Below are 25,995 nucleotides of genomic sequence, written 5' to 3'. Positions count from 1 at the left end.
CAGACTGATTTTAAATGGGTGTGTGTGTTGTGGCCCCAGACATGCTCCTTATAGACGTCCATCGGACATCGTCATTCATCGTCAAGGAGCAGACACATGCCTACGCCGTGTTATATCAGCATCGAAGGCCAGACCCAGGGCAACATCACCGCCGGTGCCTTCACCCCCGAGTCCGTCGGCAACATCTACGTCGAGGGCCACGAGGACCAGATGCTGGTGCAGGAATTCAAGCACATCGTCACCGTGCCGACCGACCCGCAGTCCGGCCAGCCCGCCGGCCAGCGCGCCCACAAGCCGTTCATCTTCACCGTGGCCCTGAACAAGGCCGTGCCGCTGATGTACAACGCCCTGGCCTCCGGCGAGATGCTGCCGAACGTCGAGCTGAAGTGGTACCGCACCTCCGTCGAGGGCAAGCAGGAGCACTTCTTCACCACCTCGCTGACCGACGCCACCATCGTCGACATCAACCTGCGCATGCCCCACGCCCAGGATTCCAACAGCTCCGAGTTCACCCAGCTGATGGACGTGTCCCTGGCCTACCGCAAGATCGACTGGGAGCACACCGTCGCCGGCACCTCCGGTTCCGACGACTGGCGCGCCCCGATCGAGGCCTGATCGCCTCGCGCCCCGGCGGTGCCCCGCCCATGCTCGCGCCGGCGGGCACCGTCTTCGTCGCCAGGGCCTCGGCCCTGGCGGCGGCATGTCTCAGCGCTGGTCGTTCTCGTCCGTCAGGCGAGCCCTGAGCCATGCCGCCGTTCGACTTGTGTCGGCGCCGCACTCGCGTAACCTACCCCTTTCGCCGGCCCTTCGCGGCCGGTGACCCAAGGAACGGACACGGCCTCCAGGAGGGATGCCATGACCCAGGCCAATGGACTGCAGTTCACCCTCAGCCTCGCGGGGGCCGAGAGGGCCGACCTGGCCGTCGTCGACTTCACCCATGAAGAGGCGCTCTCGGCGCCCTTCCACCTGCGGGTGCGCTTCGCCAGCCGGGCCGCCGACCTCTCGTCGGCATCGCTGCTCGATCGACCGGCGAGCCTGACCGTGTGGCAGGACGGCGTGGCCCAGCGCCGGGTCCACGGCATCGTGGCCGAATTCGGCCGCGGCGACCGCGGCCATCGCCGCAGCTTCTACGAGGTGGTGATCCGCCCCTCGCTGTGGCGGCTCTCGCTGCGCCAGAACTCGCGCATCTTCCAGCGCGTCTCGCCGCTGACCATCCTCAACACCCTGTGCGAGGAGCGCGGCCTGACCGACGTGGCCTTCGCGGTGACCCGCGAGCCGGCCGAGCGCGAGTACTGCGTGCAGTATCGCGAGACCGACCTCGAGTTCCTCGAGCGCCTGGCCGCCGAGGAAGGACTGTTCTATTTCCATGAATTCGAAGATGCGGACCTCGGCGCCCACCGGCTGGTGTTCGCCGACGACCCCCAGGTGCTCACCGGCCTCGGCGAGCGCCGCTATCATCACCGCGCCGGCGGCACGCCGCCCCAGCGCCACCTGCGGCGGCTGACCCAGACCGCTCGGGTGCGCCCGGCCCGGGCCCAGCTCAAGGACTACTCGTTCAAGCAGCCGGCCTATTCACAGTTACATCAGGCTCAGCTGCACGATCGGGAAGCCGCGGGGCTGGACGCCCACTCGCAGCGGACGGACTACGAGCACTACGACTATCCGGGCCGCTACAAGGCCGACGCCTCGGGCCGGGCCTTCACCCGCCACCGGCTCGAGCACCTGCGCCACGACGCCCTGACCCTCGACGGCGAGAGCGATCTGCCGGAACTGGCTCCGGGCGCGCGCTTCACCCTGGCCGATCATGACGTGGCCGAGTTCAATCGCGGCTGGCAGGTCATCAAGGTGGTCCACCAGGGCGAGCAGCCCCAGGCCCTCGAGGAAGATGCCGCTCAGGCGCAAGGCCTGCGGGGCCAAGGTGGGAAGACAGGCTCGGAAGCCATGACCCGCTACCACAACACCCTGAGCCTGACCCCGGACGACGCCGCCTGGCGCCCCGAACCCCGGCCCAAGCCGCGCATCGACGGCCCCCAGGTCGCCTTCGTGGTCGGCCCCGAGGGCGAGGAGATCCACTGCGACGAGCACGGCCGGGTGCGCTGCCAGTTCCCCTGGGACCGCTACGCCGAGCCCAACGAGACCGCCAGCGCCTGGCTGCGCGTGAGCCAGGACTGGGCCGGCGGCGGCTACGGCATGATGGCGATCCCGCGTATCGGCCACGAGGTGATCGTCTCCTTCCTGGAGGGCGACCCGGACCAGCCGCTGATCACCGGGCGCACCTACCACGCGGTCAATACGCCGCCGTATTCGCTGCCGGAGCACAAGACGCGCACCGTGCTGCGCACCCAGACCCACCAGGGCGAGGGCTTCAACGAGCTGCGCTTCGAGGACCAGCACGACCAGGAGCAGATCTGGGTACACGCCCAGAAGGACCTGGAACTGCTGACCGAGAACGACCGCACCGAGGAGATCCGCCGCGACAGCGATCTCAAGATTGAGCGCGACCGCATCGCCGAGATCGATCGCGACGACCACCACAGCGTGCACGGCGAGCGGCGCGAGAAGAGCGACGGCGCCCAGCACCTGACCATCGACGGCAGCCTGCACCTCAGCGCCGGCCAGGCCTGGCTCACCGAGAGCGGCCGCGAGCTGCACATCAAGGCCGGCCAGAAGGTGGTAATGGAAGCCGGCAGCGAGCTGACCCTCAAGGCCGGCGGCAGCTTCCTCAAGATCGACGGCGGCGGCATCACCATCGTCGGCCCCAGCATCAAGGTGAACGCCGGCGGCAGTCCCGGCAGCGGCACCGGGCAGGGCGCCCAGGCGCCGCTGCGGCCCGGCCATGCCGAGCCGGAGGTGCATGAAGCGATCGCCCCCATCGCGCTGCCTCCGCTGCTCGATTACAAGCTCTCGGAAGCGGCGTTGATGCCACTGTGCGGCAAGATCAGCGAGACCCAGTGCAGCCGGGAGGATTGCCCATGCATGGCTGGCTAGCGCGCCTGCCCGAGCGGGCCTACCTCAGCGGCGAGCCCGAGGCCTGGCTGTCGACCGAACGCCCCCTGGTGATGGTCCTCGACCAGCGCCGCGCCTCCGAGGCGAGCCGCGCACTGCTGGGCCATGAGGGTATCCATGAACACGTGCCGCTGTTCGCCGTCACGCCGCTGGCCCCGCTGCAGGAGGCCGGCCCCTGGGCGCTGTGGCTCGAGGCCGGCAGCGACGCCTGGCGCGTCGGCGAGGCGCTGTGTCGGGAACGCCGCCTGGGCTGGTGCTGTCAGCCGTTACCGACGACACCCTTTGCCGAGCTGGTCGCCCACCTGCAGGGCCTGTTCGTCTGGGACGATCCGCATGGGGGGCAGTCGCTGGTCAACCTGCAGGATCCGGTGGCCCTGACCGCCCTGCTGGCCAGCGCTGAGCCCGCGACGCTGGCGCATGTGCTGGCGCCGCTCGGCGAACTCGCCAGCCCCACGCCCCAAGGACACTGGCAGGCCTGGCAGCGCCCCGAGACGAACGATGCGCTCGACGCCTCGCGGCGGCTGACGCCCGACATGGAGGCGGCGCTGAAGGCGGCCCCCCAGGCCTGGTTCCTGGCCGAGCGGCTGGGGGTTCGGCTCGACGAGGTCGACGCCGACTGGCTGGAAGGGCTGGCCTTGCTCAACCGCCACGGCATCACCCGGGCCCGCCACCTGGAGGGCCTGCTGCCCTACGTGCAGCGGGCGGCATGGCGCGAGAGCGAGGAAAGCCGCGAGATCCTCGGCTCGGGCCAGCCGGCCTGGCGCAAGGTCAAGGCCCTTCGCGAACGCATCGAGATGCTTCAGGCACAGGATAGGAACACGCACGCATGGACGATGTGATCAGGGATAACGATCAAACGGCGGACTCGTTCGGTCGGCCCAAGCCCGGTGACTGGATCGCGGCGGAGTCTTCCGCTGTCTCCTCGTCGCTAGAGTGCAAAGTGCTTCAGTTGCCGCTTTTCGAACCACCGCCCCCGGCAGGCGGAGAAATACAGGAAGCCGCCCCGCATCCCTGTGAAGACGATGCTTGGGCCGATATTCTCTACCTGACCGGCACTGGTACCTTCTGGCTATTGACGCAGAGCGTCGCCGAGTCACTGCATGAAGCGGCAGACGAGCTAGCGGGTTGGGTCGCAGTGGAAGATCCGGAGGCGCGGCAGGTTCACTTGAACGATGACGCCGGTTTGATGGAGTGTTTTTTGCCAGCGCGGCCGGAAAACTTCCTCAACGAGGGCGAGCGACAACAATGCCGTAACATGTTGAGTCGCTTGGCCGAGCTTAGCGGAGAGGCCGAGGGGGATGCCGCCCGTCGCGTGGCCGAGCACGAACGCCTGACCGAGACTGACTGGTTTTGGGTATCCCCGCTGATCGTGTCGATCTCCTACTATCATGAGCGGGCTCAACATCCCGAAGAAACGCAGCTACTCGATGAACTGAATGCGCTCTATCGCAAGGGAAGCGAGCGGGCACAGGCGCAAGGCTACGTCATCGATGGGAGCCGCTACTACGGGCCCTGGGAGGACGATATCACCGAGGCGCTGGAAACCTATCGCCTCTGTCGAGCGAGGGTCTTGGGCGACGCTATCTCTGTGACTCAGCCTGGCGAGTTGCTCCCCCTCCAGGAAGCCCTCAAGGAATACCAAGACTTTCTCGCCGACTGCGAAAGCATGTCTCCCAAGGACTCGTCCCGTTGCACGGCGCTCGTCGACTACTTCTCCGAGCGCGTCGAGTTGATGAACGAGGATATCAAGGCCTACCGGGACAGTATCGTGGCGCTCGCGACGCTGGGCATCGCCACTCCCGAGTGGGCCTTGGCGGATCCAGCGCTCAAGACCTCGAGAGCGGACCTCGATCCCGGCATCGATGCCTTCAATCACTACAACCGCCTGCTCAAGGAAGCGGTGGAGATCCACGACGACGTCGAGGCCAGGTTGGAGGAGTGGACGACCGCCACCGCTGGTAATGCCTCCCTGCCGATGCACCTCTTCGCTCAGGAGCGGCGCCGCTTCGAGCATCTGACCTCACAGCTTGATGCGCTTTACGCCACGGCCAACCAGGCGGTGGCGGCCATGCAGCCGCAGCGTGTGCTGTTCTGGCAGGCCGATCTAGAGGATCAGCGCCATGCGCTGGGGTACGAGAAGCAGAGCATCGATGTGCTGGTACGCAAGGATTTTCCCCTGCGCGAGTTCAGCTCGCCCCAGGGGGCGCGTGCGCTGAGCCACCTCAGCCTGCATCAGCTCCAGCGAGACATGAGCGAAGACGAGCGACAGCAATTGAATCGCCAACTGGAGGCGGACGGGGCACTGCCGGCCACGTTGTGGGAGGCCCCGGAAACCGCCTTGTCGCAATGGCTGGAGGGGCAGGGTTGCGAGAAGATCGAGCGGCGGGCCGAGTGGTTCGATGAAGGCCTTGGGTTCTTCCGGCCGGAGGCGTTCTTCCGGTATCTCGACGATCAGGCGTATGAGGTGGCCTCGCTGCAGGACGAAGGCGCCAGGTCGCAATGGGGCGAGGCCCTGCAACGGATGCTGTTCACCGGCCCGGCTCGCGAGACCCTGCGCCTGTTCGACGCCAGTGCCCAGGCGCAGATGCTGCGCTTGGTCGGGATGCCACACGGGGAGCTGAATCAGGCGCTCTCCCACGAGTTTGACGAATCACTGACGCTGTTCGAGCGCGACGCCAGCCTGGAGCTGTTCGACGTCGAGGTGGAAAGCAGCAGCGGCGGTCAGTTGGGCACCGAGAAAAAGCAGCGGGAAACCCTGGAAAGGCAGAATGGCGGCTGGCAGGCCGGGCAGGATCATGGCGCCGAGGTGAAGGCTGGCTTCCAATGGGAGGTCAAGGGCACCTGGAGCCTTGCCCGTGGCGAAATCAGCCTGGGCACCCTGCATCTTCCAGGGGAGGATGAGGCCGTTCCCTTCGACGCGGTCCTAGCCAACCGCGATGGGGAAAGGCGCAGCATGGGATGCTACTCCATCCGCATGGAATTGGTGGCCAAGGGGTTTGCCGGTGCCAGCGTGGCTCTGGGTGCCGAGACCGGTTTGGCGTTCAATGAGAACGGCTTGCAGTTGACCGGCGTCGATTGGGCGCAGCGCGAAGCCGAAGGTGCGACCCTCAAGGCCTTCGCCGGCGCGACGCTCGGGTTGCAGAGCCAGTGTGAGATGCGCTGGCAGCCGCCCGAGGATATCACCCATCAGCTGCCCCAGCTGGCCGACCAGGATTGGCTCAGCCTCAAGACGCAGCGGCGCGACCTGGACCAGTGGCGCACCCTCGGCCAGACCTTGCTGGGTGGGGAGATCGGCGTGGGCATCGGGGCCGAGCTGGGGTTCCGGCTGGGGCTTCGCAATGGCCGGTTCGTGGCCTACGCCAAGGCCAAGGTGTTCGCCGGCGTCACGGTGGGCGGGAAGATTGCCGTCGAGCTGGACCTCGAGCAGCTGGATCTCTGGCTGATGATGATCGGCCAGGCCCTGCGTGACAACGACTATGGCTTCGTCGACTGGGTCGATGAGGACGCCTTCGATAGCATCAGTCAGTTGACTTATCTGGCCACCACCACGCTGCTGGACGTGGGGCTGCTGGCGGCACGTGGCCGGGACGGCATTCGGCGGCTCTACAACCAGCTGACCCAGAGCGACCGCGCAGAGATGGTGGCTTATGTAATCGTTCGGCGTACGGGGAGTGATCGGAAGCAGTTGGCCGCTTGGGTACAGCACCTTCCCCCCGAGGCCTTGGGGCCGCTGCTGAACGTGCTGGCCACCCGACCGAGCCTGTGGAGCTATATGAAGGGAGACGAGTATGACGATGCCATCGATCTGCAGCAGATCGCCATTGCTCAATGCCTGGAGTGGATAGAGCAGGGGTATCGCGATGGGGCTTATCGTCGCAGCGCCGCCCAGCGATTGTTCGAGAAGGCCGTGGCCCGAATGTCGGCCGATGGCGATTATGCCGGTGCCGAGGGTAACGATAATGGACGCGATAATAAGGCAGCTCGCGGACAGGCCTATTGCGAGAACCGTTATCGACTGGATCAGTTTATGGAGCTAGAGGGCAAAAATAGTCAGGCTGCCATTCAAGCACGACTTGACTATGGAAACTCGTCCAATCGCTTGGGGAAAGATATCGATACCCACTGCCAACGGGTGACGACTCCAGGCGGCACATATGCAACCTACCGGGAGTCGTAAGGATGCGCCTTACCCATATTTTACTCGCCAGCATTCTGATGATCCTGCCTGGCATTGCTACCGCCCTCGAGCCCGAGGTGCAAGCCGCCAAGGAAGAAGGCATGCGTCTTTACGGCCTTGGTATCTCAAGGGAGACAATTCCTTATTTGGAGCCCGCTGCCAAGGCCGGCGATGTGGAAGCCATGTACTACTTGGGAGAGGTGCACCGGCTGCGTCATATGGGGCTGACCGAGGAGGCAATGAACTGGTATCTCCAGGCCGCCGAGCAGGGTGATCCCTATGCCATGCTGCGCCTGTTTCAGGGCGGCGCCTGCGTGGCCGGTGACGAATGCCCGGAGGACGCTGAGGGCTGGCGAGAGAAGGCACTGGCCGAGACTCTACCCAAGGCCGAGGCGGGCGATACCGACGCCATGCTGGCGCTCTACCATATCTATCGCCTGATGGACGACAGCGGAGAGGGCGTCGAATGGCTGGAAAAAGCGGCGGAAGCGGGCAATCCCGAAGCTCAGACGCGGCTGGGCATGAATATTCGTGGCGGTCAGGGCTGGTACTTTCTGGAGTCCCGGCGCCTGGAGGCTGCCGAGGAATGGTTTCGTAAAGCCGCGGAGCAGGGCTATGTGCCGGCGATGAGTGACCTAGCAGGTGTGCTGGAGAAACAAGAGAAGCCTGAGCAAGCTTGGGAGTGGACTGTAAAAGCCTCTGAACATGGCGATGTCGGGGAGCGCTTCGGGATAGGGTGGTGCTATTTAAATCCGCAAGAGCTTAATTCCGAAGCGGGAATCGACATGTGTCAGAATAAGCAAGACGTCGTTCTTGGATGGGCAATCCTGTTAGCTATGGTAGAAGAAACTAGCAACCATTCTGCGCAAAGTGCAATGAGGCGTAACAAAGACGAAATAACCTCTGAAGAAATTGAGCAAGCCAAGATTTTAGCAAGAGAGTGGGTCGAAAAAGAGCCCCCTTTATCTAACTTCCCACCGCGTTTTGGTTACTAGGATGCGGCGATCATGGTGTACCGCCCTGCTACTCGTTACATGTCTAGTATGCCCTCTGTCGGCATGGGCCTTCGAGCCCGAGGTTCAGGCCGCTAAAGACGAAGGCATGCGTCTCTGGGGCCAGCACGAGTGGATCAAGATGCAGCCCTATCTGGAACAAGCTGCCGAGGCCGGCGATGTGGAAGCCATGTACTACCTGGGTGAAGCGACTCGCCTGCTAGGCAGAGGTCTAACTGTCGGGTCCCTGATGATCGAATCGCCTATAGAAGTTATCCTCTGCTAGCCGCCAGAGAGCTTCTTCAGCAATTTATTCGGGAGCAGGTTCATGGACATCAAGCTGCATAAGCAAGCGACGACGACACCGAAGATCCGTGCCGAGATCCAGGCAGCCCACCCCAGCATCACGGATAGCGAGCTGTCCCGCCAATATGGCGTCGCCACCGCGACCATCCGGCGCTGGCGGTACCGCGATGATGTCCATGACCGGTCACACACGCGTCACAACCTGCTGGCCACGCTCACGCCCGAGCAGGAGGAGGTGCTCATCGCCGCTCGCGAATTCCTGCGCCTTGGCCTGGATGATCTGCTTGTCGTGGCACGGGAATTCTTGAACCCTCGCTTGTCCCGCTCCGGGCTGCATCGCATGCTCAAGCGGCGCGAGGTGCCGACACTGGTGGAACTGGCTCGGCAGGACGCTGGCGATGATGAGAAGCCCCGGTACAAACCCTTCAAGGACTATGAGCCGGGCTTCGTGCACATCGACATCAAGCACCTGCCTCAGATGCCTGATGAGCAGCAGAAACGCTACCTGTACGTCGCCATCGACCGCGCCACGCGCTGGGTTTATCTGGAGATCCGGCGCAGTCAGTCCGCGAAGGATGCGCGTGCGTTCATGAAGCAGGTGAAGGAGAAGGCTCCCTTCAAGGTCCAGACGGTGCTCACCGACAACGGCAAATCCTTCACGGATCGCTTCACAAGGGCCGGTGAACGCAAGCCCAGCGGCTGCCACCCGTTCGACCAGGAATGCCAGACACATAGCATCGAGCATCGCCTGATCAAGCCAGGGCGGCCTCAGACGAACGGCATGGTCGAGCGCTTCAATGGCCGTATCAGCGACGTGTTGGCGACACGGCGCTATACCTCGGGCGAAGACCTGGAGCAGACGCTGAAACGCTACATGTGGCTGTACAATCACCACATCCCGCAGAAGGCGCTGCACCACCAATCACCGATTGTGGTGATGAAGGAATGGCAGGCCAAACGTCCTGAGTTATTTACCAAGCGGGTGGTCAATCACACGGGACCCGACATCTAACCGAGGAGACCATAGATTGGTACCTACAAGCCGCCGAACAAGGTGATCCCTATGCCATGCTGCGCCTGTTCCAGGGAGAGGCGCCTGCTTGGCCGGCAGCGAATGCTCGGCGCCGAGGGGGGAGAGCGCTGACTCAGCGGCCCTTGGCCGACTCTGGGCGTCAGATGGGGGCGCGCATCCCGCACACCTGTTCCCGTTCTGGCCGTACCTGAGCCGGGCCTTCCCCTCAATGGCTCGACCTCTTGTCAGCCCCCATGCAGTCACTCGCCGAGGCTCGATCGGGCCATGCTGCCCCGCCCTGCGATACCGTCTTGGTCCTGCCGTCGGCACCCTGTATCAATGAAATAGATTTTCATTTCTCGTTCGGTGTCCTGCGGCGTCGACGCATCATGTACGCAATCGCATCATCGTCGTGTAAGACATCTCTTACATGGCGGTAGGCTTGTTTATTCCTAATTTTAATTGTTGCGCTTTTGCTGAATGATGGTGAATTTTAGCGCCTTTTAGGCGCGAAAATAGTCCTGAAACACTTTGAAACATGGTGTGTCGCTAAATGGGGGCATGCTGCGGGACTGCACTGTCGGGTGTTAGCGTCACGCACTTCAAAAGGCGGTCGGTGGTTCGTCAAGGCCGCTCGCCGACATGAAATTTGCCCACCACATCCCCGCTCCTGCGATTCACATCGCCTGGAGGCGGAGGTGGTGCGTCGCGGTTCAAACACGTTCGAGTCGTCATTCGCAGGGAGAGGTTCGCCATGTCCAAGGAAGGCTCCGTTGCGCCGAAAGAGCGCATCAACATCAAGTACGTTCCTGCCACCGGGGATCAGCAGGCCGAGACCGAGCTGCCTCAGAAACTGCTGGTGGTCGGCGACTTCAAGGGCGGCGGCGAGGAAACGCCCATCGAGGAGCGTGATGCCGTCTCGGTGGACAAGAACAACTTCCAGTCCGTGATGCGCGAGGCCGGTCTCGGGCTGCAGACCAGCGTGCCGAACCGTCTCGAAGAGGGCGCCGAGGAAGACGGCCGCGAGCTGGGCGTCGAGCTCGAGTTCAACTCCCTGCAGGACTTCTCGCCGGACAGCGTGGCGCGTCAGGTGCCCGAGCTGCGCAAGCTGGTCGAGCTGCGCGAGGCGCTGGTGGCGCTCAAGGGGCCGCTGGGTAACGTGCCGGCCTTCCGCGAGCGCCTGCAGGCGCTGATCGAGAACCCGGAAGCCCGGGACCAGCTGTTGAGCGAGCTCCAGCTGCTCGACGACGAAGCCCCCTCGAAAGATTCCTGATTCCCCGCACGGAGGCGAGGTACGCACCATGACCGAATCGACCCAGACCCAGTCCCAGGCTCAGTCCACCGAGAGCACCGAAGACGTCTCCCTGCTCGACCAGGTGATGGCGCAGACCCGCATGGCCCCGGCCGACGAAGGCTACGACGTGGCCAAGCAGGGCGTGGCCGCCTTCATCGGCGAACTGCTCAAGAGCGACGATGACCAGCAGGTCAACAAGTCGGTCGTCGATCGCATGATCGTCGAGCTGGACCGCAAGATCGGCCATCAGGTGGACGAGATCCTGCACGATCAGCAGTTCCAGCACCTGGAGTCGGCCTGGCGCGGCCTCAAGCTGCTGGTCGATCGCACCGACTTCCGCGAGAACATCAAGCTCAACGTGCTGCACGCCACCAAGGAAGAGCTGCTCGACGACTTCGAGTTCGCCCCGGAGATCAGTCAGAGCGGGCTCTATCAGCACGTCTACGCGGCCGAGTACGGCCAGTTCGGCGGCGAGCCGGTGGCGGCGATGATCGGTCACTACGACTTCACGCCCTCCACGCCGGACATCAAGCTGCTGCAGTACACCGCCTCGGTCGGCGCCATGTCCCACGCGCCCTTCCTGTCCTCGGTGGCGCCGAGCTTCTTCGGCATCGACAGCTTCGAGGAGCTGCCCAACATCAAGGACTTCAAGGCGATCTTCGAGGGGCCCAAGTACGCCCGCTGGCGCAGCCTGCGCGAGTCCGAGGATTCCCGCTACCTGGGCCTCACCGCGCCGCGCTTCCTGTTGCGCACGCCCTACGACCCGGTGGAGAACCCGGTCAAGTCGTTCCACTACGAGGAATCGGTCAGCGAGAGCCACGATCACTACCTGTGGGGCAACACCGCCTATCTGCTCGCCGAGCGCCTCAACGACAGCTTCGCCAAGTACCGCTGGGCGCCGAACATCATCGGCCCGCAGAGCGGCGGCGCGGTGGAGAACCTGCCGGTACACACCTTCGAGGCCATGGGCCAGGTGCAGAGCAAGATTCCCACCGAGGTGCTGGTCACCGACCGGCGCGAGTTCGAGATGGCCGAGGAAGGCTTCATCTCGCTGACCATGCGCAAGGGCAGCGACAACGCCGCCTTCTTCTCCGCCAACTCGGTGCAGAAGCCCAAGACCTTCCCCAACACCCCGGAAGGGCGCGAGGCCGAGACCAACTACAAGCTCGGCACCCAGCTGCCCTACGTGTTCATCGTCAATCGCCTGGCCCACTACATCAAGGTGCTGCAGCGCGAGCAGATCGGCTCCTGGAAGGAGCGCCAGGATCTCGAGCGCGAGCTCAACACCTGGATTCGCCAGTACGTCGCCGACCAGGAGAACCCGCCGGCCGACGTGCGCAGCCGCCGCCCGCTGCGGGCCGCCTCGGTGCAGGTGTCCGACGTCGAGGGCGATCCGGGCTGGTATCAGGTGTCGCTGGCGGTGCGTCCGCACTTCAAGTACATGGGTGCCAACTTCGAGCTGTCGCTGGTGGGACGCCTCGACAAGGACTGACGCCATGACCGCCATCAGGGATCGAAGCGGCCCGCTCGGCGCCCGGCTGTTCGAGCGCCTGTCGACCCCGGCGCGGCCCGTGCCGGAGGGCGATGCGGCGGTCGAGGCCACCCTGGCCTCGATCAAGCGCCATCTGGTCGACCTGCTCAACAGCCATCCGGGGCACAGCGAATGTGCCCCGGACCTGGGTCTGCTCGACTTCAACGACGCCACGCTCGGCGTGCTCGACCTCGAACTCAAGGTCGAGCGCGCCATCCGCGAGTGCATCGAGCGCTACGAGCCGCGCGTCCGCCGTGTCCAGGTCGAGACCCTGCCCAACGAGGGCAATCCGCTGCAGCTGCGCTTCCAGGTCCTGGCCATCCTCGACCTGGGGCGCGACACGACCCAGACCACCATCGACCTGCTGCTCAACGACAAGCGCTACCAGTGCCTGAACTGAGGCCGACATGCTGAACCGCTACTACCGGGACGAACTGGACTTCCTGAAGCGCCAGGGACGGGAATTCGCCGAAGGCAATCCCGGGCTCAGCCGCTTCCTGTCCGAGCAGAGCACCGACCCCGATGTCGAGCGCCTGCTCGAGGGCTTCGCCTTCCTGTCCGGTCGGCTGCGCGAGAAGGTCGACGACGAGTTCCCCGAGCTGACCCACTCGCTGATCGGCATGCTGTGGCCCAACTACCTGCGCCCGGTGCCGAGCATGACGATGGTGCAGTTCACCCCGCACTGGCACGGCCTGAGCGCCGCCCAGCCGGTGCCCCGCGGCACCAGCCTGTCCAGCCGCGAGGTCGAGGGCACCGCCTGCGGCTTTCGCACCTGCCACGAGCTGACGCTCTATCCGCTGGCCCACGACGGCGTCGCGGCGCGTCACTCCCGCGAGGCCTCGGTGGTCGAGCTGGACCTGGCGGTGCACAGCGACCAGCCGCTCGACGCCCTGGGCGTGGGCGACCTGCGCCTGCACCTCGGCGGCAGCGGCTACACGGCGCGCACCCTCTACCTGTGGCTGAGCCACTATCTGGCCGGCATCGAGCTCGAGGTCGACGGCCAGCCGATGGCGCTGCCCACGCGGCTGATGGCGCCGGTGGGCTTCGCCGCCGAGGATGCCCTGCTGCCGTACCCGCGCAACGTCTACCAGGGCTACCGGATCCTGCAGGAATACCTGTGCTTCCCCGAGGCCTTCCAGTTCTTCGACCTGCAGCGGCTCGGCGACTTCCTGCCGTCGCGCCCGGCCCAGCGCCTCACGCTGCGCTTCACCTTCTCGCGCACCCTGCCGGCGGATGCCCGGGTCGGCGACGAGAGCCTGGCGCTGTACTGCACGCCGGCGATCAACCTGTTCGAGCACGACGCCGACCCGGTCGATCTCGGCGGCGAGCACAGCGCCTATCGCATCCGCCCCAGCAGCCGCTTCCCCGCCCATTACGAGGTGTTCAGCGTCGATGCCGTGGACGGCTGGCTGGAGAGCGAGACCGGCCGCATCCGCGGCGAGCCGCGCCGCTACGTGCCGTTCGAGAGCTTCGAGCACCAGATCGAGCGCGATCGCGGCCGCGAGGCCCGCTACTACCGGGTGCGGGTCCGCGACAGCCTGCGCGGCGACGGCTTCGATCACGACATTTCCTTCGTGCGCGGCGACGAGCAGGCCTGCCTGGGGCTGCGCGAGACCATCTCGCTGAGCCTCACCTGCAGCAACCGCGAGCTGCCCGAGCGGCTGACCGTGGGCGACGTCTGCGTGCCCACCGAGGACAGCCCGGCCTTCGCCGAGTTTCGCAACATCACCCGGCCGACCCCGGCCATGCGGCCGACCCTGGACGGCAGCCTGCTGTGGACGCTGATCTCCAACCTGTCGCTGAACTACCTGTCGCTGCTCGACCGCGACGCCCTGTGTTCGGTGCTGCGGGTCTACGACTTCCGCGCCCTGGTCGACCGCCAGGCCGAGCGCATCGCCCAGAAGCGCCTGGCCGGCATCGTCGACATCCAGACCCAGCCGGTGGACCGGCTGCATCGCGGCCTGCCGGTGCGCGGGCTGCGCTCCGAGATGACCCTGGACCAGGAGGCCTTCGGCGACGAGGGCAGCCTGTTTTTGTTCGCCAGCGTGCTGGCCCGGTTCTTCTCGCTGTACGCCAGCATCAACTCGTTCCACGAGCTGCACGTCATCAATCTTCATAACCGCGAGCGCTACGCATGGACCTTGCAGCCGGGCCAGCAGCCCCTGATGTAGCGCTCGCTCCCCTGGTCGACGGGGCCCGGCGCTACGACTTCTATCAGCTGGTGGAGCTGCTCCACCGGCATCACGGCGACGACCTCGAGGGCGACCGCGAGGCCGACCCGGCCGGCGAGCGCGTGCGCTTCCAGGCCTCGGCCTCGCTGGGCTTCCCGGGCAGCGACATCCTCTCGCTGACGCCGAGCCCGGCCGGCCACTACGACATGCGCGTCAGCTTCCTGGGGCTGCAGGGCGCCCAGTCGCCGCTGCCGGGCTACTACCTCGAGGCGATGGCCCATGCCGAGGCGCATCGCGAGGGCGCGGCCGGCGACTTCCTGAACCTGTTCAACCACCGGGTGCTGTCGCTGCTGCATCGCGGCTGGCGCAAGTATCGCCACCACGTGCGCTACCAGGACGGCGCGGCGGACGGCTTCTCGGCGGCGATCTTCGCCCTGGTCGGCCTGGCCGACGACCGCCTGCGCGGCGAGACGCCGATCAACTGGAGCAAGATGCTGGCCTACGCCGGCCTGCTGGCCGGTCGCTCGCGTTCGCCGGACGTGGTCGCGGGCATCGTCGGCCACTGCTTCGACCTCGACGGCGTCGAGGTCGAGAGCTGGGTGCATCGGCGGGTCGAGATCCCCCCCGACCAGCGCACCCGCACCGGCCTGGGGGCCTCGACCCTGGGCCAGGACATGATCGCCGGCAGTCGGGTCGACGATATCAGCGGCAAGTTCGCGCTGCGCCTGCACGGCCTCGACCTGGAGCGCTTCCGCGACTTCCTGCCCGACGGCCGCGACCACCAGGCGCTGCGCACCCTGATGGAGTTCGTGCTGCGCGAGCCCCTGGCCTACGACCTGGAGCTCGAGCTCCTGGAAAGCGAAGTCACACCCATGCGCCTGGGGGAGGGGGGCAGCTGCCAGCTGGGCTGGACCACCTTCGTGCAGCCCGAGGCCCACGCCACGGCCCGGCGCCGTCGGGTACGCATTCAGATGACACGGTGAACCCATGAACGCGACGCTCTCCCAGCAGCAGGCCATCACCCTGGTGGTCACCAACAGCGAACGGCTCGAGGGCCGTTCCACCAGCAGTCATGTCTTCCCGGCGGCCGGCGGCACCCTGGGCAGTGCGACGGCCGACGACTGGCTGCTGCAGGACCACGCCGGCAGGGTGCGGCCCGGCCACGCCGAGATCCAGCGCCTGGACGGTCGCTTCTGCCTGATCGACCGCAGCGGCCAGACCTTCGTCAACCACGCCACGCTGCCGATCGGTCGCGAGCGCCGGGTGGCCCTGCGCGACGGCGACGAGCTGCAGGTGGGCGAGTACCACCTGCGCGTGCACCTGGGCGACCGCCAGGCCGACGCCGCCGGCGTGCAGCCGCTGGCGACCCTGGTCGACGACGAGCACGAGACCCTCGAGGCCACCGAGATCCTGCCCGCCGAGGCCGCCGCGCCGCGGGCCCAGCACGATCCGCTCGAGGCGCTGGGCGAGGCCTCTCCCGCGCGGCGCCACCAGGACCCCATGGCCGCGCTGGCCGACGACCCCATGGTCGGCGCGGACGATCATCACCAACTGCTCGATGCCCTGGACGGGCAGGGCGGCGCGGCGGGCCTGACGGCCGCGCCGAGTAACCGACGCAACGAGGAACCCGACATGGACGAACGGCTGTTGAACGATCTGGAACGCTCGGTCGGCGAGCAGCTCGAGGATCGCTGGCAGGAACCGGCGGCGGGGGAGGTCGGCCACGTCGGCGCCTCGCCGCTGCTCACCACCCTCGGCGGCGAGCTGCGCTTCCGCGACAGCGCCGAGCAGCACGCCTTCCTCGAGGAGGCCGGGCGCACGCTCAAGGCCACGGTGGATGGCCTGCTGGCGCTGCACCGGGTCCATGACGGCAGCCGCTATCCGCTGCGCGACCGGCGCCTGCAGCCGATCGAGGACAACCCGCTGCGCCTCGGCCAGTCCTACGAGCAGACCCTGACCACCCTGTTCGCCGCCCAGCGCAGCCCCGTGCACCTGTCCGCGCCGGCGGCGGTGGCCGAGTGCCTCGAGCACCAGCAGCAGCACCAGGCGGCGGTGGAAGAGGCCATCGGCAGCGCGCTGCGCTCGATCCTCGACGCCTTCTCGCCGGATGCGCTGCTGCGTCGCTTCCAGGCCTACCGCGGCGCCGGCCGCCAGGGCGAGGACGAGGACGGCTGGGCCTGGGAGATGTATCGCCACTACTACCAGGAGCTCAACTCCGGTCGCCAGCAGGGCTTCGAGAAGCTGTTCTGGGAGGTCTTCGAGCAGGCCTACGACCAGTCGGTGCGCCGCCAGCAGCGGGAGGGAGCATGATCCCCCGCACGGCCGGGGTCGCGCCGCTGGCGCGGGGCCTGGCGCTGGTCGCTGCGCTGGCGATGCTGACCGGCTGCGCCTCCACCTTCGAGGCCGCCGGCAAGACCTACGAGGTGATCAAGGATCCCTCGATCCCGGTCGGCTATCCGGAGGATCGTCCGTCGCGGGTCGACCTGAGCATGCTGGCGACCGACGACATGAACCCCAACGTCGAGGGCGCGGGCACGCCGCTGCGCTTCCAGATCCTGCAGCTCAAGGACGACTCGATGCTGATGTCGGCCGACCATCGCCAGCTGCAGGAGGACCTCGAGCAGGCGCTCGGCACCAACTACCTGGCCCATGACGACTTCACCCTGTTGCCCGGCCAGTTCAAGTTCTACGAGCCCTTCGAGGTCGAGGAAGACACCCGCTACATCGGCATCATCGCCTTCTACGCCGACCCCAACCAGGCGCAGTGGAAGAAGGTCGTGAAGATCGACGCCCAGGGGCGCGACTACCACCTGCTGGTGCAACTGATGGAGCGCGAGGCCGCGCTGAGGAAGGAGACCTGATGGCCAGTCGCAATCCCGTGGTCTGGAGCGAGGGACTGTTCATCAAGCCCCAGCATTTCCAGCAGCAGCAGCGCAGCCTGCAGGGGCTGGTCGACACCCGCCTGCGCGGCGTCGGCGGCTACCTGCACGGCTTCCTGACCCTCGAGCTCAACGCCGAGTACCTGAGCTTCGGGCGCATCGCCCTGAGCCGGGCCAGCGGCGTGATGCCGGACGGCACGCCCTTCCACCTGCCCGACGACGACCTGGAGCCGCCGGCGCTGGAGATCGACGACGCCTCGGTGGCCAACCAGGTGGTCTACCTGGGCGTGCCGCTGGCCACCGACGGCGTGGCCGAGGTGAGCTGGGAGGCCTCGTCGCTGGCCTCGCGCTATCGCGCCGAGCCCCGCGGCGTGCGCGACCTGCATTCCCGGGTCGGCGACATCGCCGACCTGGACCTGGCCCGTGTCGCCCCGCGGCTGCTGCTCGAGCAGGAAGACCGCAGCGCCTACGCCTGCCTGGCGGTGGCGCGCATCCTCGAGCGGCGCCCCGACGGCAGCCTGGTGCTCGACGAGGCCTTCCTGCCGACCCTGCTCAACGTCCAGGCCGCGCCGGTGCTGCAGCGCTTCGTCGGCGAGATGGCCGGGCTGATGCGCGAGCGCGCGCGCAACCTGGCCCAGCGCCTGTCGACGCCGAACCAGTCCGGCGTCGCCGACGTCGCCGACTTCATGCTGCTGCAGTCGCTCAACCGCGCCCAGCCGCGCTTCCAGCACCTGGCCCGGCTCGGCCATCTGCATCCCGAACGGCTCTACGCCGACATGCACGAGACCTGCTGCGAGCTGACCACCTTCACCGCCGAGTCGCGGCTGCCGCCGGAGTTTCCGGCCTACGACCACGACCGCCCGGAGGCCGCCTTCCGGCCGCTGATGCAGAGCCTGCGCCAGTCGCTGTCCACGGTGCTCGAGCCGCGCGCCATGGCCATCCAGCTGCAGTCGCGGCGCTACGGGCTCAAGGTCGCCACCGTGGCCGACCGCAGCCTGCTCGAGGACGCCGACTTCATCCTCGCGGTGCGCGCCGACCTGCCGCCGGAGCGCCTGCGCAAGCTGTTCGTGCAGCAGACCAAGGTCGCCAGCGTCGAGCGCATCCGCGACCTCATCAGCCTGCAGCTGCCGGGCATTCCGCTCGAGCCGCTGCCGGTGGCGCCGCGCCAGCTGCCGTTCCATGCCGGCTACACCTACTTCCGCCTCGACCGTCAGAGCGAGGCCTGGAGCATGCTCAACGGCGCCAGCGGCTTCGCCTTCCACGTCGCCGGCGACTTCCCGGGGCTGGAAATGCAGTTCTGGGCGATCAGGAGCTAAGCCATGAACGATCTCGCCACTCGCGACGACGCGCGTCGCCACGAAGACAGCATCGACGTCCAGGGCCTCGAGCGGCTGATCCACAGCCATGCCAACCACCTGGACGCCGACGAGGACTACTGGTTCCGGCTGCGCGGCCACAGCCTCAACCCGCTGGTGGACGCCGCCAGCTCGCTGCTGGGCATGGTGGTGCGGGTCCGCCAGCTCGACCGGCTCGATGACATCGACCAGCTCTACCGCCAGGTGGTCGACGAGATCGTCGCCATCGAGGTCGAGCTCACCGAGCAGGGCTACGACCGGCCGACGCTGCTGGCCTATCGCTACGTGCTGTGCTCGTTCATCGACGAGGCGGTGATGAGCACCGGCTGGGGCCAGCAGAGCCAGTGGGCCGGCCACTCGCTGCTGGCGCGCTTCCACAACGAGACCTGGGGCGGCGAGAAGGTCTTCTCGATCCTCTCCCGGCTGCGCCAGGAGCCGCGCCGCTATCGCGACCTGCTGGCCTTCATCTACTTGTGCCTGTGCCTCGGCTTCGAGGGCCGCTACAAGGTCATGCCCCACGGCCGCGAGGAATACGAGCAGATCCTGCGCGAGCTGGGCGACCAGCTGGTGGCCCTCGACGAGCCCGGCGAGGACAGCCTGACCCGCCCGCTGGACAACGTGCTCGCCGCGGCGCGCCGCCAGGGCGACGGCCTGCCGCTGTGGGGCATCTTCGCGCTCTTCGCGCTGGCCATGGCGCTGGTCTACATCGGCTTCTCGTGGACGCTGGGCGAGCAGGCCGACCAGGTCGGCCTGCTGCTGGAACGCATCATCGACTAGCCGCCGGGCGGGTCGAATCACCGCTTGCTTACGATATCGAGGGAGACACCATGCTCAGGGTAGAGCTACCGGCACTGATCGGCCGACTCAACGCCATCGCCCGCCAGGCCCTGGAAGGGGCCGCGACGCTGTGCGCCGAGCAGCAGGCGCCGGAGGTGGGCGTGTCCCACCTGCTGCTGGCCGGCCTCGACCAGCCGCTGTGCGACCTGCGGGTGCTGCTCGAGGCCGAGGACATCGAGCCCGAGGCGCTGCGCCGCGCGCTCACCGAGGACGCCCGGCCGCCGCGCGACCTGGAGGTGGCCACGCCGAGCTTCTCGCCGCTGCTGGTCGAGCTGCTGCAGGACGCCTGGCTGTTGGCCAGCACCGAGTTCGGGCACCGCGAGCTGCGCACCGGGGTGATCTTCACCGCCCTGCTGCATCACGCCGGGCGCTACCTGGGCCCCCGCGGCGAGCGGCTGCTGGCCGGCATCAACCGCGAACGGCTGCGCCGCGACTTCGCCCGCCTGACCCGCGAGTCCGCCGAGGCCGCCAGTGCCGCCGAGGGCGAGAGCGAGCGGCCGGCGGCGGCCCGCGGCGCAAGCGGCGACGACAGCGCGCTTTCGCGCTTCGCCACCTCGCTCACCGAGCAGGCGCGCCGCGGCGAGCTCGACCCGGTGCTGTGCCGCGACCCCGAGATCGACCAGATGCTCGATATCCTCGGGCGCCGGCGCAAGAACAACCCGATCGTGGTGGGCGAGGCCGGCGTCGGCAAGAGCGCCGTGGTCGAGGGCCTGGCGGCGCGCATCGTCGAGGGCCGCGTGCCCGCGGCGCTTTCCGGCGTGGAGCTGATGTCGCTCGACCTCGGCGCGCTACAGGCCGGGGCCTCGGTCAAGGGCGAGTTCGAGAAGCGCCTCAAGGCGGTGATCGAGGAGGTCAAGGACGCGGCCGTGCCGACGCTGCTGTTCATCGACGAGGCCCACACCCTGATCGGCGCCGGCAACGCCGAGGGCGGCGCCGACGCCGCCAACCTGCTCAAGCCGGCGCTGGCCCGCGGCGAGCTGCGCACCATCGCCGCCACCACCTGGCGCGAGTACAAGAAGCACATCGAGAAGGACCCGGCGCTGTCGCGGCGCTTCCAGCCGGTGGCCCTGGGCGAGCCGGACGTGGAGCAGGCGCTGATGATCCTGCGCGGCCTGCGCGACGTCTACGAATCGACCCACGGCGTGCTGATCGGCGACAGCGGCCTGCGCGCCGCCGCCGAGCTCTCGGCCCGCTACCTGGCCGGCCGCCAGCTGCCCGACAAGGCCATCGACGTGCTCGACACCGCCGGCACCCGGCTGGCCCAGGCCCTGGACACGCCGCCGCGCCGCCTCAGCCACCTGATGAGCGAGCAGCTGGCCGCCCGGCGCGAGCACGACCAGCTCGAGCGCGAGGCGCTGCTCGGCCGCCATCCCGACGCCGCCCATCGCGACGCCCTGGCCGAGCGGCTGGCGCGGCTGGACGAGGAGCGCGAGACCCTGGAGGCCGCCTGGCGCGAACAGCGCGAGTGCGTCGATGCCATCCTGGCCCTGCATCGCGAGCTGCTCGACGGCGCCAGCGACGGAGAGAACCACGAGACGAGAGTCGAGAACGAGGCTGGCGAGAGCGCCGACCAGGCGCGCGCTCGCCGCACCGCCGCGCTGGCCGAGCACGAGGCCCGCCTCGAGGCGCTGCAGCGCGAGTTCTCGCTGGTCAATCCCAGCGTCGAGGAGGCCCAGATCGCCCAGGTGATCGGCGACTGGACCGGGGTGCCGGTGGAGCGCATGACCCGCGACGAGCTGGCGCGCCTCACCGAGCTGCCCGAGGAGCTGGGCCGGCTGATCAAGGGCCAGGACCTGGCCGTCGAGCGCCTGCACCGCCACCTGCTCACCGCCCGCGCCGACCTGCGTCGCCCCGGGCGTCCGCTGGGCGCCTTCCTGCTGGTCGGCCCCAGCGGCGTGGGCAAGACCGAGACCGTGGTGCAGATCGCCGAGAGCCTCTACGGCGGCCGCCAGTTCCTGACCACCATCAACATGTCCGAGTACCAGGAGAAGCACACCGTCTCGCGGCTGATCGGCTCGCCGCCCGGCTATGTGGGCTTCGGCGAGGGCGGCCTCTTGACCGAGGCGATCCGCCAGCGGCCCTACTCGGTGGTGCTGCTCGACGAGGTCGAAAAGGCCCACCCGGACGTGCTCAACCTGTTCTACCAGGCGTTCGACAAGGGCGAGCTGGCCGACGGGGAAGGGCGCGCCATCGACTGCCGCAACGTGCTGTTCTTCATGACCTCGAACCTCGGCTATGACGCCATCGTACGCCACGCCGACGACCGCGCGGCGATGGACGAGGCGCTCTACCCGGTGCTGTCCGACTTCTTCAAGCCGGCGCTGCTGGCGCGCATGGAGGTGGTGCCCTATCTGCCGCTGTCGCGGGACATCCTCCACGACATCGTCGGCGCCAAGCTCGAGACCCTGGCCAGCCGCATCCGCGATCGCCACCGCCAGGCCGAGGTGGTGCTGGCACCGGCGCTGGCCGAGGCGATCTGCGAGCGCGCCACCCGCAGCGAGAACGGCGCACGGATGCTCGAGTCGGTGATCGACGGCGAGCTCCTGCCGCCGGTGTCCCGGGCGCTGCTCGAGCGCATGGCGCGCCGCGAGCCGGTGAGCCGCGTGGCGCTGGGCGTGGACGAGCACGGCTTCACCGCGGAGGTCGGCTGAGGTGAGCGATCACGGCGTGCTCGACGCGGCGCCTGCCGAGGCCCCGGCGCTGGCCGGCATGGCCGAGGCGCTGCGGCTGGTCGAGGGCCACTCGCCGGCGGAACTGCGCCGGCGCGGGCTCGCGCTGCTGCGCGAGCGGCTGGGGCTGTCCTGGGCACGCTGCCTGTTCCTCGACGCCAGCGGCCGCTGGCTGGGCGAGGACGATGACGACGCCTGGCTGGCCTGCGACGACTTCCGCCATCCCTATGCCCACGCCATCCGCCGCGGCGAGCCGATGGACCTGGGGCTCGGCGAGGCGCGGCTGCGGCTCGATCATCCCGCCTTCCAGGCGGCCACTGCCGGGCTGCCGGGGGCCTGGCGGCTGTCGGTGCGTCCGCTTCGCGCGCGGGACGGCAAGCGCGAGTGGCTCGGGGTGCTGGCCCTGGCGGGCCCCGCCGAGCGCCTCGCGCCGCTGGCCGAGTGCGACGACTTCCTGGCCTTCGAGGCGCTGCTGTGCCGCCTCTGGGCCTGGCTGGCTCGCCAGAGCGACGAGCGTCGCCACCAGGCGCGGCTGCGCGACTCGCTGGCCGAGGCCAACGACGGCGCGCGGCGCCGTACCCTCGGCGAGCGCCTCGCCCAGCGGATCCTCGGCGACTCGCCGGCCATCGGCGCGCTGCGCGAGCAGCTGGTGCGCGCCGCCGAGACCCACCTGGCGGTGCTGCTGCAGGGCGAGACCGGCACCGGCAAGGAGCTGGTGGCGCGCGGCGTGCACGAGGTCTCGGCGCGCAGCGACGGGCCCTTCATGGCGATCAACTGCGCGGCCATCCCCGAGAGCCTGCTCGAGGCCGAGCTGTTCGGCCACGTGAAGGGCGCCTTCTCGGGCGCCGAGCGCAGCCGCGAGGGGCTGTTCGGCCAGGCCGACGGCGGCACCCTGTTCCTCGACGAGATCGGCGACATGCCGCTGGCGCTGCAGGCCAAGCTGCTTCGGGTGCTGGAGTCGGGACGCTATCGCCCCCTCGGCGGCGACAGCGAGCGGCGGGTCGATCTGCGCCTGGTGGCGGCGACGCACCAGCCCCTGCATCGGCGCATCCGCGAGGGCGCCTTCCGCGCCGATCTCTACTACCGCCTCGGCCAGTTCCCGCTCACGCTGCCGGCGCTGCGCGAGCGCCGCCAGGACATTCCGGCCCTGGCCCGGGCCTTCGTCGACGATTTCTGCCAGCGCGAGGGCCGCGAGGACATCGGCCTGGGGCGCGCGGTGCTGCGCGCCCTCGAGGCGCGGGACTTCCCCGGCAACGTGCGAGAGCTCAGGAACCTGATCGACTACGCCTGCGTCATGACCCGCGACGGCGAGGACATCGCCCCCGAGGCGCTGCCCGACGAGGCGCCTGCGATGCCGCTCGACGCTGAGGCCGCCGACGCCGTCGCGCCGGCGGCCGAGCAGGACGACGTCTTCGACCTGCGCCGGGCGCTGCGCGACTACGAGGCGACGCTGATCCGCCAGCGCCTGGCGCGCTTCGACGGCAACCGCACCCTGGCCGCCGAGAGCCTGGGCCTGCCCAAGCGGACCCTGGCCCACAAGTGCCGACAGCTGCAACTGGATAGCCCATGAACGTGAACGATCGATTCCTCGCTCGGCCCGCCGGGTGCCGGCGGCTGGCCGGCCTGGCCCTGCTGCTGGCCGCCGGGCTGGCGCCGGCCGCGACCCAGGCCCAGGGCGATGTCGAGGACAGCCCCTCGGCGTCGCGCCTGCAGGCCGCCGAGGCCTGCGCCGAACGGCCCTCGCGGCTGGGTCGGCTCGAATGCTACGACGGCCTGTTCCGCGACCGCCCCGTGGCGGTGACGGAGGATACCCGCTCGCCGCTGTGGCGCGCCGTGGCCGCCCAGGAGGCCGAGCGCGACGCCGATGACGTCGGCGTGATGACCCGCGAGACCGCCGACACCGTGCTGATGAGCGCCCCGGCGCTGGGCACGGTGCCGCCGCGCCCGCTGCTGGTGATCAGCTGCGACGACGCCATCACCCGCTTCCAGCTGCACCTCCACGAGCCGCTCGAGGGCTCGCGGGCGTCGCTCAGGCTGGAGGGCGAGGGCGTCGCCCTCGACCAGACCTGGCGGGTGCTCGACGGCGGCCACGTGATCAGCGGCGGGCGCGGGCTGCCGGCCATCGGCACCCTGAAGCGCCTGCTGGGCGGCGAACGCCTGCGGCTGTCGAGCGACACCGCGGTCGTCGACGGCCTGCGCTTCGATCTCGATGGCTGGCGCACGGCGATCGAGCCGCTGCGCGCCATGTGCCGCTGGTAGGGAGAGCAACGACATGCGCATCACCCAGCCCCATCAGCTCGAGCCGCTGCTCGCGCCCCTCGCCGAGGACGTCGGCGAACCGGTGGCCGACCACGAGGACTTCGACTGGCTCGACGAGCAGATGATGAAGGTCGGCTCGCTGCAGCACGGCGCGGTCGACTGGAGCGGCGCCGAGACCCGCGCCGCGCGGCTGCTGTCCGAGACCGGCAAGGACCTCAAGGTGCTCGGCCACCTGCTGCACTGCCTGCAGCACGACGGCGACCCGGCGCGCTTCGCGCTGTCGCTGGAGCTGCTGGCCGGCGCGCTGGACGCCTGGTGGGAGGCCGCCTATCCCTTCGCCGGGGCGCGCGGCAAGCGGGCCCGGCCCAAGCTGTTCCAGCAGTTCACCCAGCGCGCGCTGTCGCTGGCCGGGAGCCTGGAGTTCCTCGGCGCCGCCGAGGATCACGCCGCTTGCCGCGCGGCGCTGGACCGGCTGCGCGAGCGGGCCGCCGGCCATGAGCTGGCGGACGAGGCGCTGGCGGACCTCGCGCGGCTGCTCGATCAGGCCACGCCCAGCGCCGAGGCGCCGTCGGCGGTAGGCGCCTCGGCGGCGCCCGAGGGCGGTGGCGAGCCGAGCCGGCCGGCCACGCCGGCCACGCCGGCCGCCGAGGCCGAGCCCGCCGCGGCGAAGGCCCCGGAGGCACGGCTCGAGTCCGGCAACGATCGCGGCAACCGCCAGGCGCTGCTCAAGATGGCCGACTTCCTCAACGAGCAGTCGCCGGGCGAGGCGCTCGGCTATCGGCTGCGTCGCCACGCGGTGTGGCACGCGATCCAGGGCCTGCCGATGACCCGCGACGGCCAGCGCACCGAGCTGGCGCCGGTCTCCGCCGACCGGGTCGCCGAGTACCGCGAGGCCGCCGCGGGCCGGCCGACGCCGGAGGACTGGCGGCGCATCGAGAACAGCCTGGCGCTCAGCCCCTACTGGCTCGAGGGCCATCGGCTGAGCGCCGAGGTGGCGCGGCGGCTCGAGCAGCCGCGCTGCGCCGAGGCGATCCGCGACGAGACGGCGCGCTTCGTCGACCGCCTGCCGGGCATCGAGGCGCTGACCTTCAGCGACGGCACCGCCTTCCTCGACGGCGAGACGCAGACCTGGCTGACGGACGTGGCCGGGCCCGGGGCGCCGGCGGCGGCCATGGCCGGCGGCGATCCCTGGCAGGCCGGCCTCGAGACGGCCCGCGAGCGGCTCGCCGAGGAGGGGCTGGCGCCGGCGCTGGCGGTGCTCGACGAAGGCCTCGCGGCGGCGGCGTCGCCCCGCGAGGGCGTCTACTGGCGCCTGGCCAGCGCCGATCTGCTGCACGAGGCCGGCCTCGCCGCGCTGGCCCGGCAGCACTACCAGGCATTGCAGGACGCCGTGGCGAACCTCGCGCTGGAAGGCTGGGAGCCGGCGCTGCCGGCCCGCCTGGCGGCGGCACTCGAGGCATGACACGCGGCGATCCGACGGAATCGACAGGGATGAGGGAGCAAGGCT

19 protein-coding genes are annotated in these 25,995 nt (G+C 68.6%); all 19 read left to right on the top strand.

All coding sequences use genetic code 11. The features are described from left to right. Positions 1-96: 96 nt before the first annotated feature. The 19 genes from ACGTNF_RS14230 (at position 97) to tssA (ending at position 25,950) form a co-directional block, all read left to right on the top strand. A complete protein-coding gene (locus tag ACGTNF_RS14230) occupies positions 97-615 on the top strand; it encodes an Hcp family type VI secretion system effector (RefSeq protein WP_152478323.1) in 519 nt (172 codons plus the stop codon). 240 nt (positions 616-855) lie between these two features. Beyond that, positions 856-2,988 carry a type VI secretion system Vgr family protein gene (locus ACGTNF_RS14225; protein WP_394602241.1) on the top strand — a complete coding sequence of 711 codons (2,133 nt, stop codon included), beginning with the start codon at positions 856-858 and terminating at the stop codon, positions 2,986-2,988. After that, positions 2,973-3,845, top strand: a complete 873-nt coding sequence (locus tag ACGTNF_RS14220) for a DUF4123 domain-containing protein (protein ID WP_394602240.1) — start codon at positions 2,973-2,975, stop codon at positions 3,843-3,845. Before ACGTNF_RS14225 ends, ACGTNF_RS14220 begins: the two co-directional genes overlap by 16 nt. Beyond that, positions 3,833-7,183 (top strand): hypothetical protein, encoded by a 3,351-nt coding sequence (locus tag ACGTNF_RS14215; protein ID WP_394602239.1) that lies wholly within the window; start codon positions 3,833-3,835, stop codon positions 7,181-7,183. Before ACGTNF_RS14220 ends, ACGTNF_RS14215 begins: the two co-directional genes overlap by 13 nt. Before the next feature lie 2 nt (positions 7,184-7,185). Beyond that, entirely contained in the window at positions 7,186-8,178 is a 993-nt protein-coding gene (locus ACGTNF_RS14210) for a tetratricopeptide repeat protein (RefSeq protein WP_394602238.1), read from the top strand. Between the two features lie 325 nt (positions 8,179-8,503). Then, a complete protein-coding gene (locus ACGTNF_RS14205) occupies positions 8,504-9,493 on the top strand; it encodes an IS481 family transposase (RefSeq protein WP_394602237.1) in 990 nt (329 codons plus the stop codon). A 754-nt stretch (positions 9,494-10,247) separates the two neighbouring features. Continuing rightward, a complete protein-coding gene (gene tssB / locus ACGTNF_RS14200) occupies positions 10,248-10,766 on the top strand; it encodes a type VI secretion system contractile sheath small subunit (RefSeq protein ID WP_394602236.1) in 519 nt (172 codons plus the stop codon). A gap of 28 nt (positions 10,767-10,794) precedes the next feature. Then, entirely contained in the window at positions 10,795-12,279 is a 1,485-nt protein-coding gene (gene tssC / locus ACGTNF_RS14195) for a type VI secretion system contractile sheath large subunit (protein WP_394602235.1), read from the top strand. Positions 12,280-12,283: 4 nt separating this feature from the next. After that, positions 12,284-12,718: a type VI secretion system baseplate subunit TssE gene (gene tssE / locus ACGTNF_RS14190; protein ID WP_394602234.1), complete on the top strand. Its 435-nt coding sequence runs from the start codon at positions 12,284-12,286 to the stop codon at positions 12,716-12,718. A gap of 7 nt (positions 12,719-12,725) precedes the next feature. Next, positions 12,726-14,489 (top strand): type VI secretion system baseplate subunit TssF, encoded by a 1,764-nt coding sequence (gene tssF, locus ACGTNF_RS14185; RefSeq protein WP_035594085.1) that lies wholly within the window; start codon positions 12,726-12,728, stop codon positions 14,487-14,489. Continuing rightward, positions 14,453-15,472, top strand: a complete 1,020-nt coding sequence (tssG, locus tag ACGTNF_RS14180) for a type VI secretion system baseplate subunit TssG (RefSeq protein WP_394602233.1) — start codon at positions 14,453-14,455, stop codon at positions 15,470-15,472. Before tssF ends, tssG begins: the two co-directional genes overlap by 37 nt. Positions 15,473-15,476: 4 nt before the next feature. Beyond that, positions 15,477-16,799 (top strand): type VI secretion system-associated FHA domain protein TagH, encoded by a 1,323-nt coding sequence (gene tagH / locus ACGTNF_RS14175; protein ID WP_394602232.1) that lies wholly within the window; start codon positions 15,477-15,479, stop codon positions 16,797-16,799. Further along, positions 16,796-17,350, top strand: a complete 555-nt coding sequence (tssJ, locus tag ACGTNF_RS14170) for a type VI secretion system lipoprotein TssJ (RefSeq protein ID WP_394602231.1) — start codon at positions 16,796-16,798, stop codon at positions 17,348-17,350. Before tagH ends, tssJ begins: the two co-directional genes overlap by 4 nt. Continuing rightward, a complete protein-coding gene (tssK, locus tag ACGTNF_RS14165) occupies positions 17,350-18,684 on the top strand; it encodes a type VI secretion system baseplate subunit TssK (protein WP_394602230.1) in 1,335 nt (444 codons plus the stop codon). The genes tssJ and tssK overlap by 1 nt, the downstream gene beginning before the upstream one ends. A 3-nt stretch (positions 18,685-18,687) precedes the next feature. Further along, on the top strand, positions 18,688-19,500 hold the full coding sequence (icmH, locus tag ACGTNF_RS14160; RefSeq protein WP_394602229.1) for a type IVB secretion system protein IcmH/DotU: 813 nt from the start codon (positions 18,688-18,690) through the stop codon (positions 19,498-19,500). 50 nt (positions 19,501-19,550) lie between these two features. Continuing rightward, positions 19,551-22,211, top strand: coding sequence for a type VI secretion system ATPase TssH (gene tssH / locus ACGTNF_RS14155; RefSeq protein ID WP_394602228.1), 2,661 nt, complete (start codon positions 19,551-19,553; stop codon positions 22,209-22,211). 1 nt (position 22,212) lies between these two features. Next, positions 22,213-23,799, top strand: coding sequence for a sigma-54 interaction domain-containing protein (locus ACGTNF_RS14150; protein WP_394602227.1), 1,587 nt, complete (start codon positions 22,213-22,215; stop codon positions 23,797-23,799). Continuing rightward, entirely contained in the window at positions 23,796-24,488 is a 693-nt protein-coding gene (vasI, locus tag ACGTNF_RS14145; protein WP_394602226.1) for a type VI secretion system-associated protein VasI, read from the top strand. The genes ACGTNF_RS14150 and vasI overlap by 4 nt, the downstream gene beginning before the upstream one ends. A gap of 13 nt (positions 24,489-24,501) precedes the next feature. Then, positions 24,502-25,950 carry a type VI secretion system protein TssA gene (gene tssA, locus ACGTNF_RS14140; RefSeq protein WP_394602225.1) on the top strand — a complete coding sequence of 483 codons (1,449 nt, stop codon included), beginning with the start codon at positions 24,502-24,504 and terminating at the stop codon, positions 25,948-25,950. The last annotated feature ends 45 nt before the right edge of the window (positions 25,951-25,995 follow it).

Origin of the sequence: Halomonas sp. B23F22_10 (assembly GCF_043496975.1) — a bacterium.
Taxonomy (GTDB): domain Bacteria; phylum Pseudomonadota; class Gammaproteobacteria; order Pseudomonadales; family Halomonadaceae; genus Halomonas; species Halomonas smyrnensis.
Note: the sequence above shows the minus strand (reverse complement) of the source record. Positions and strands in the feature narration are given on the sequence as shown.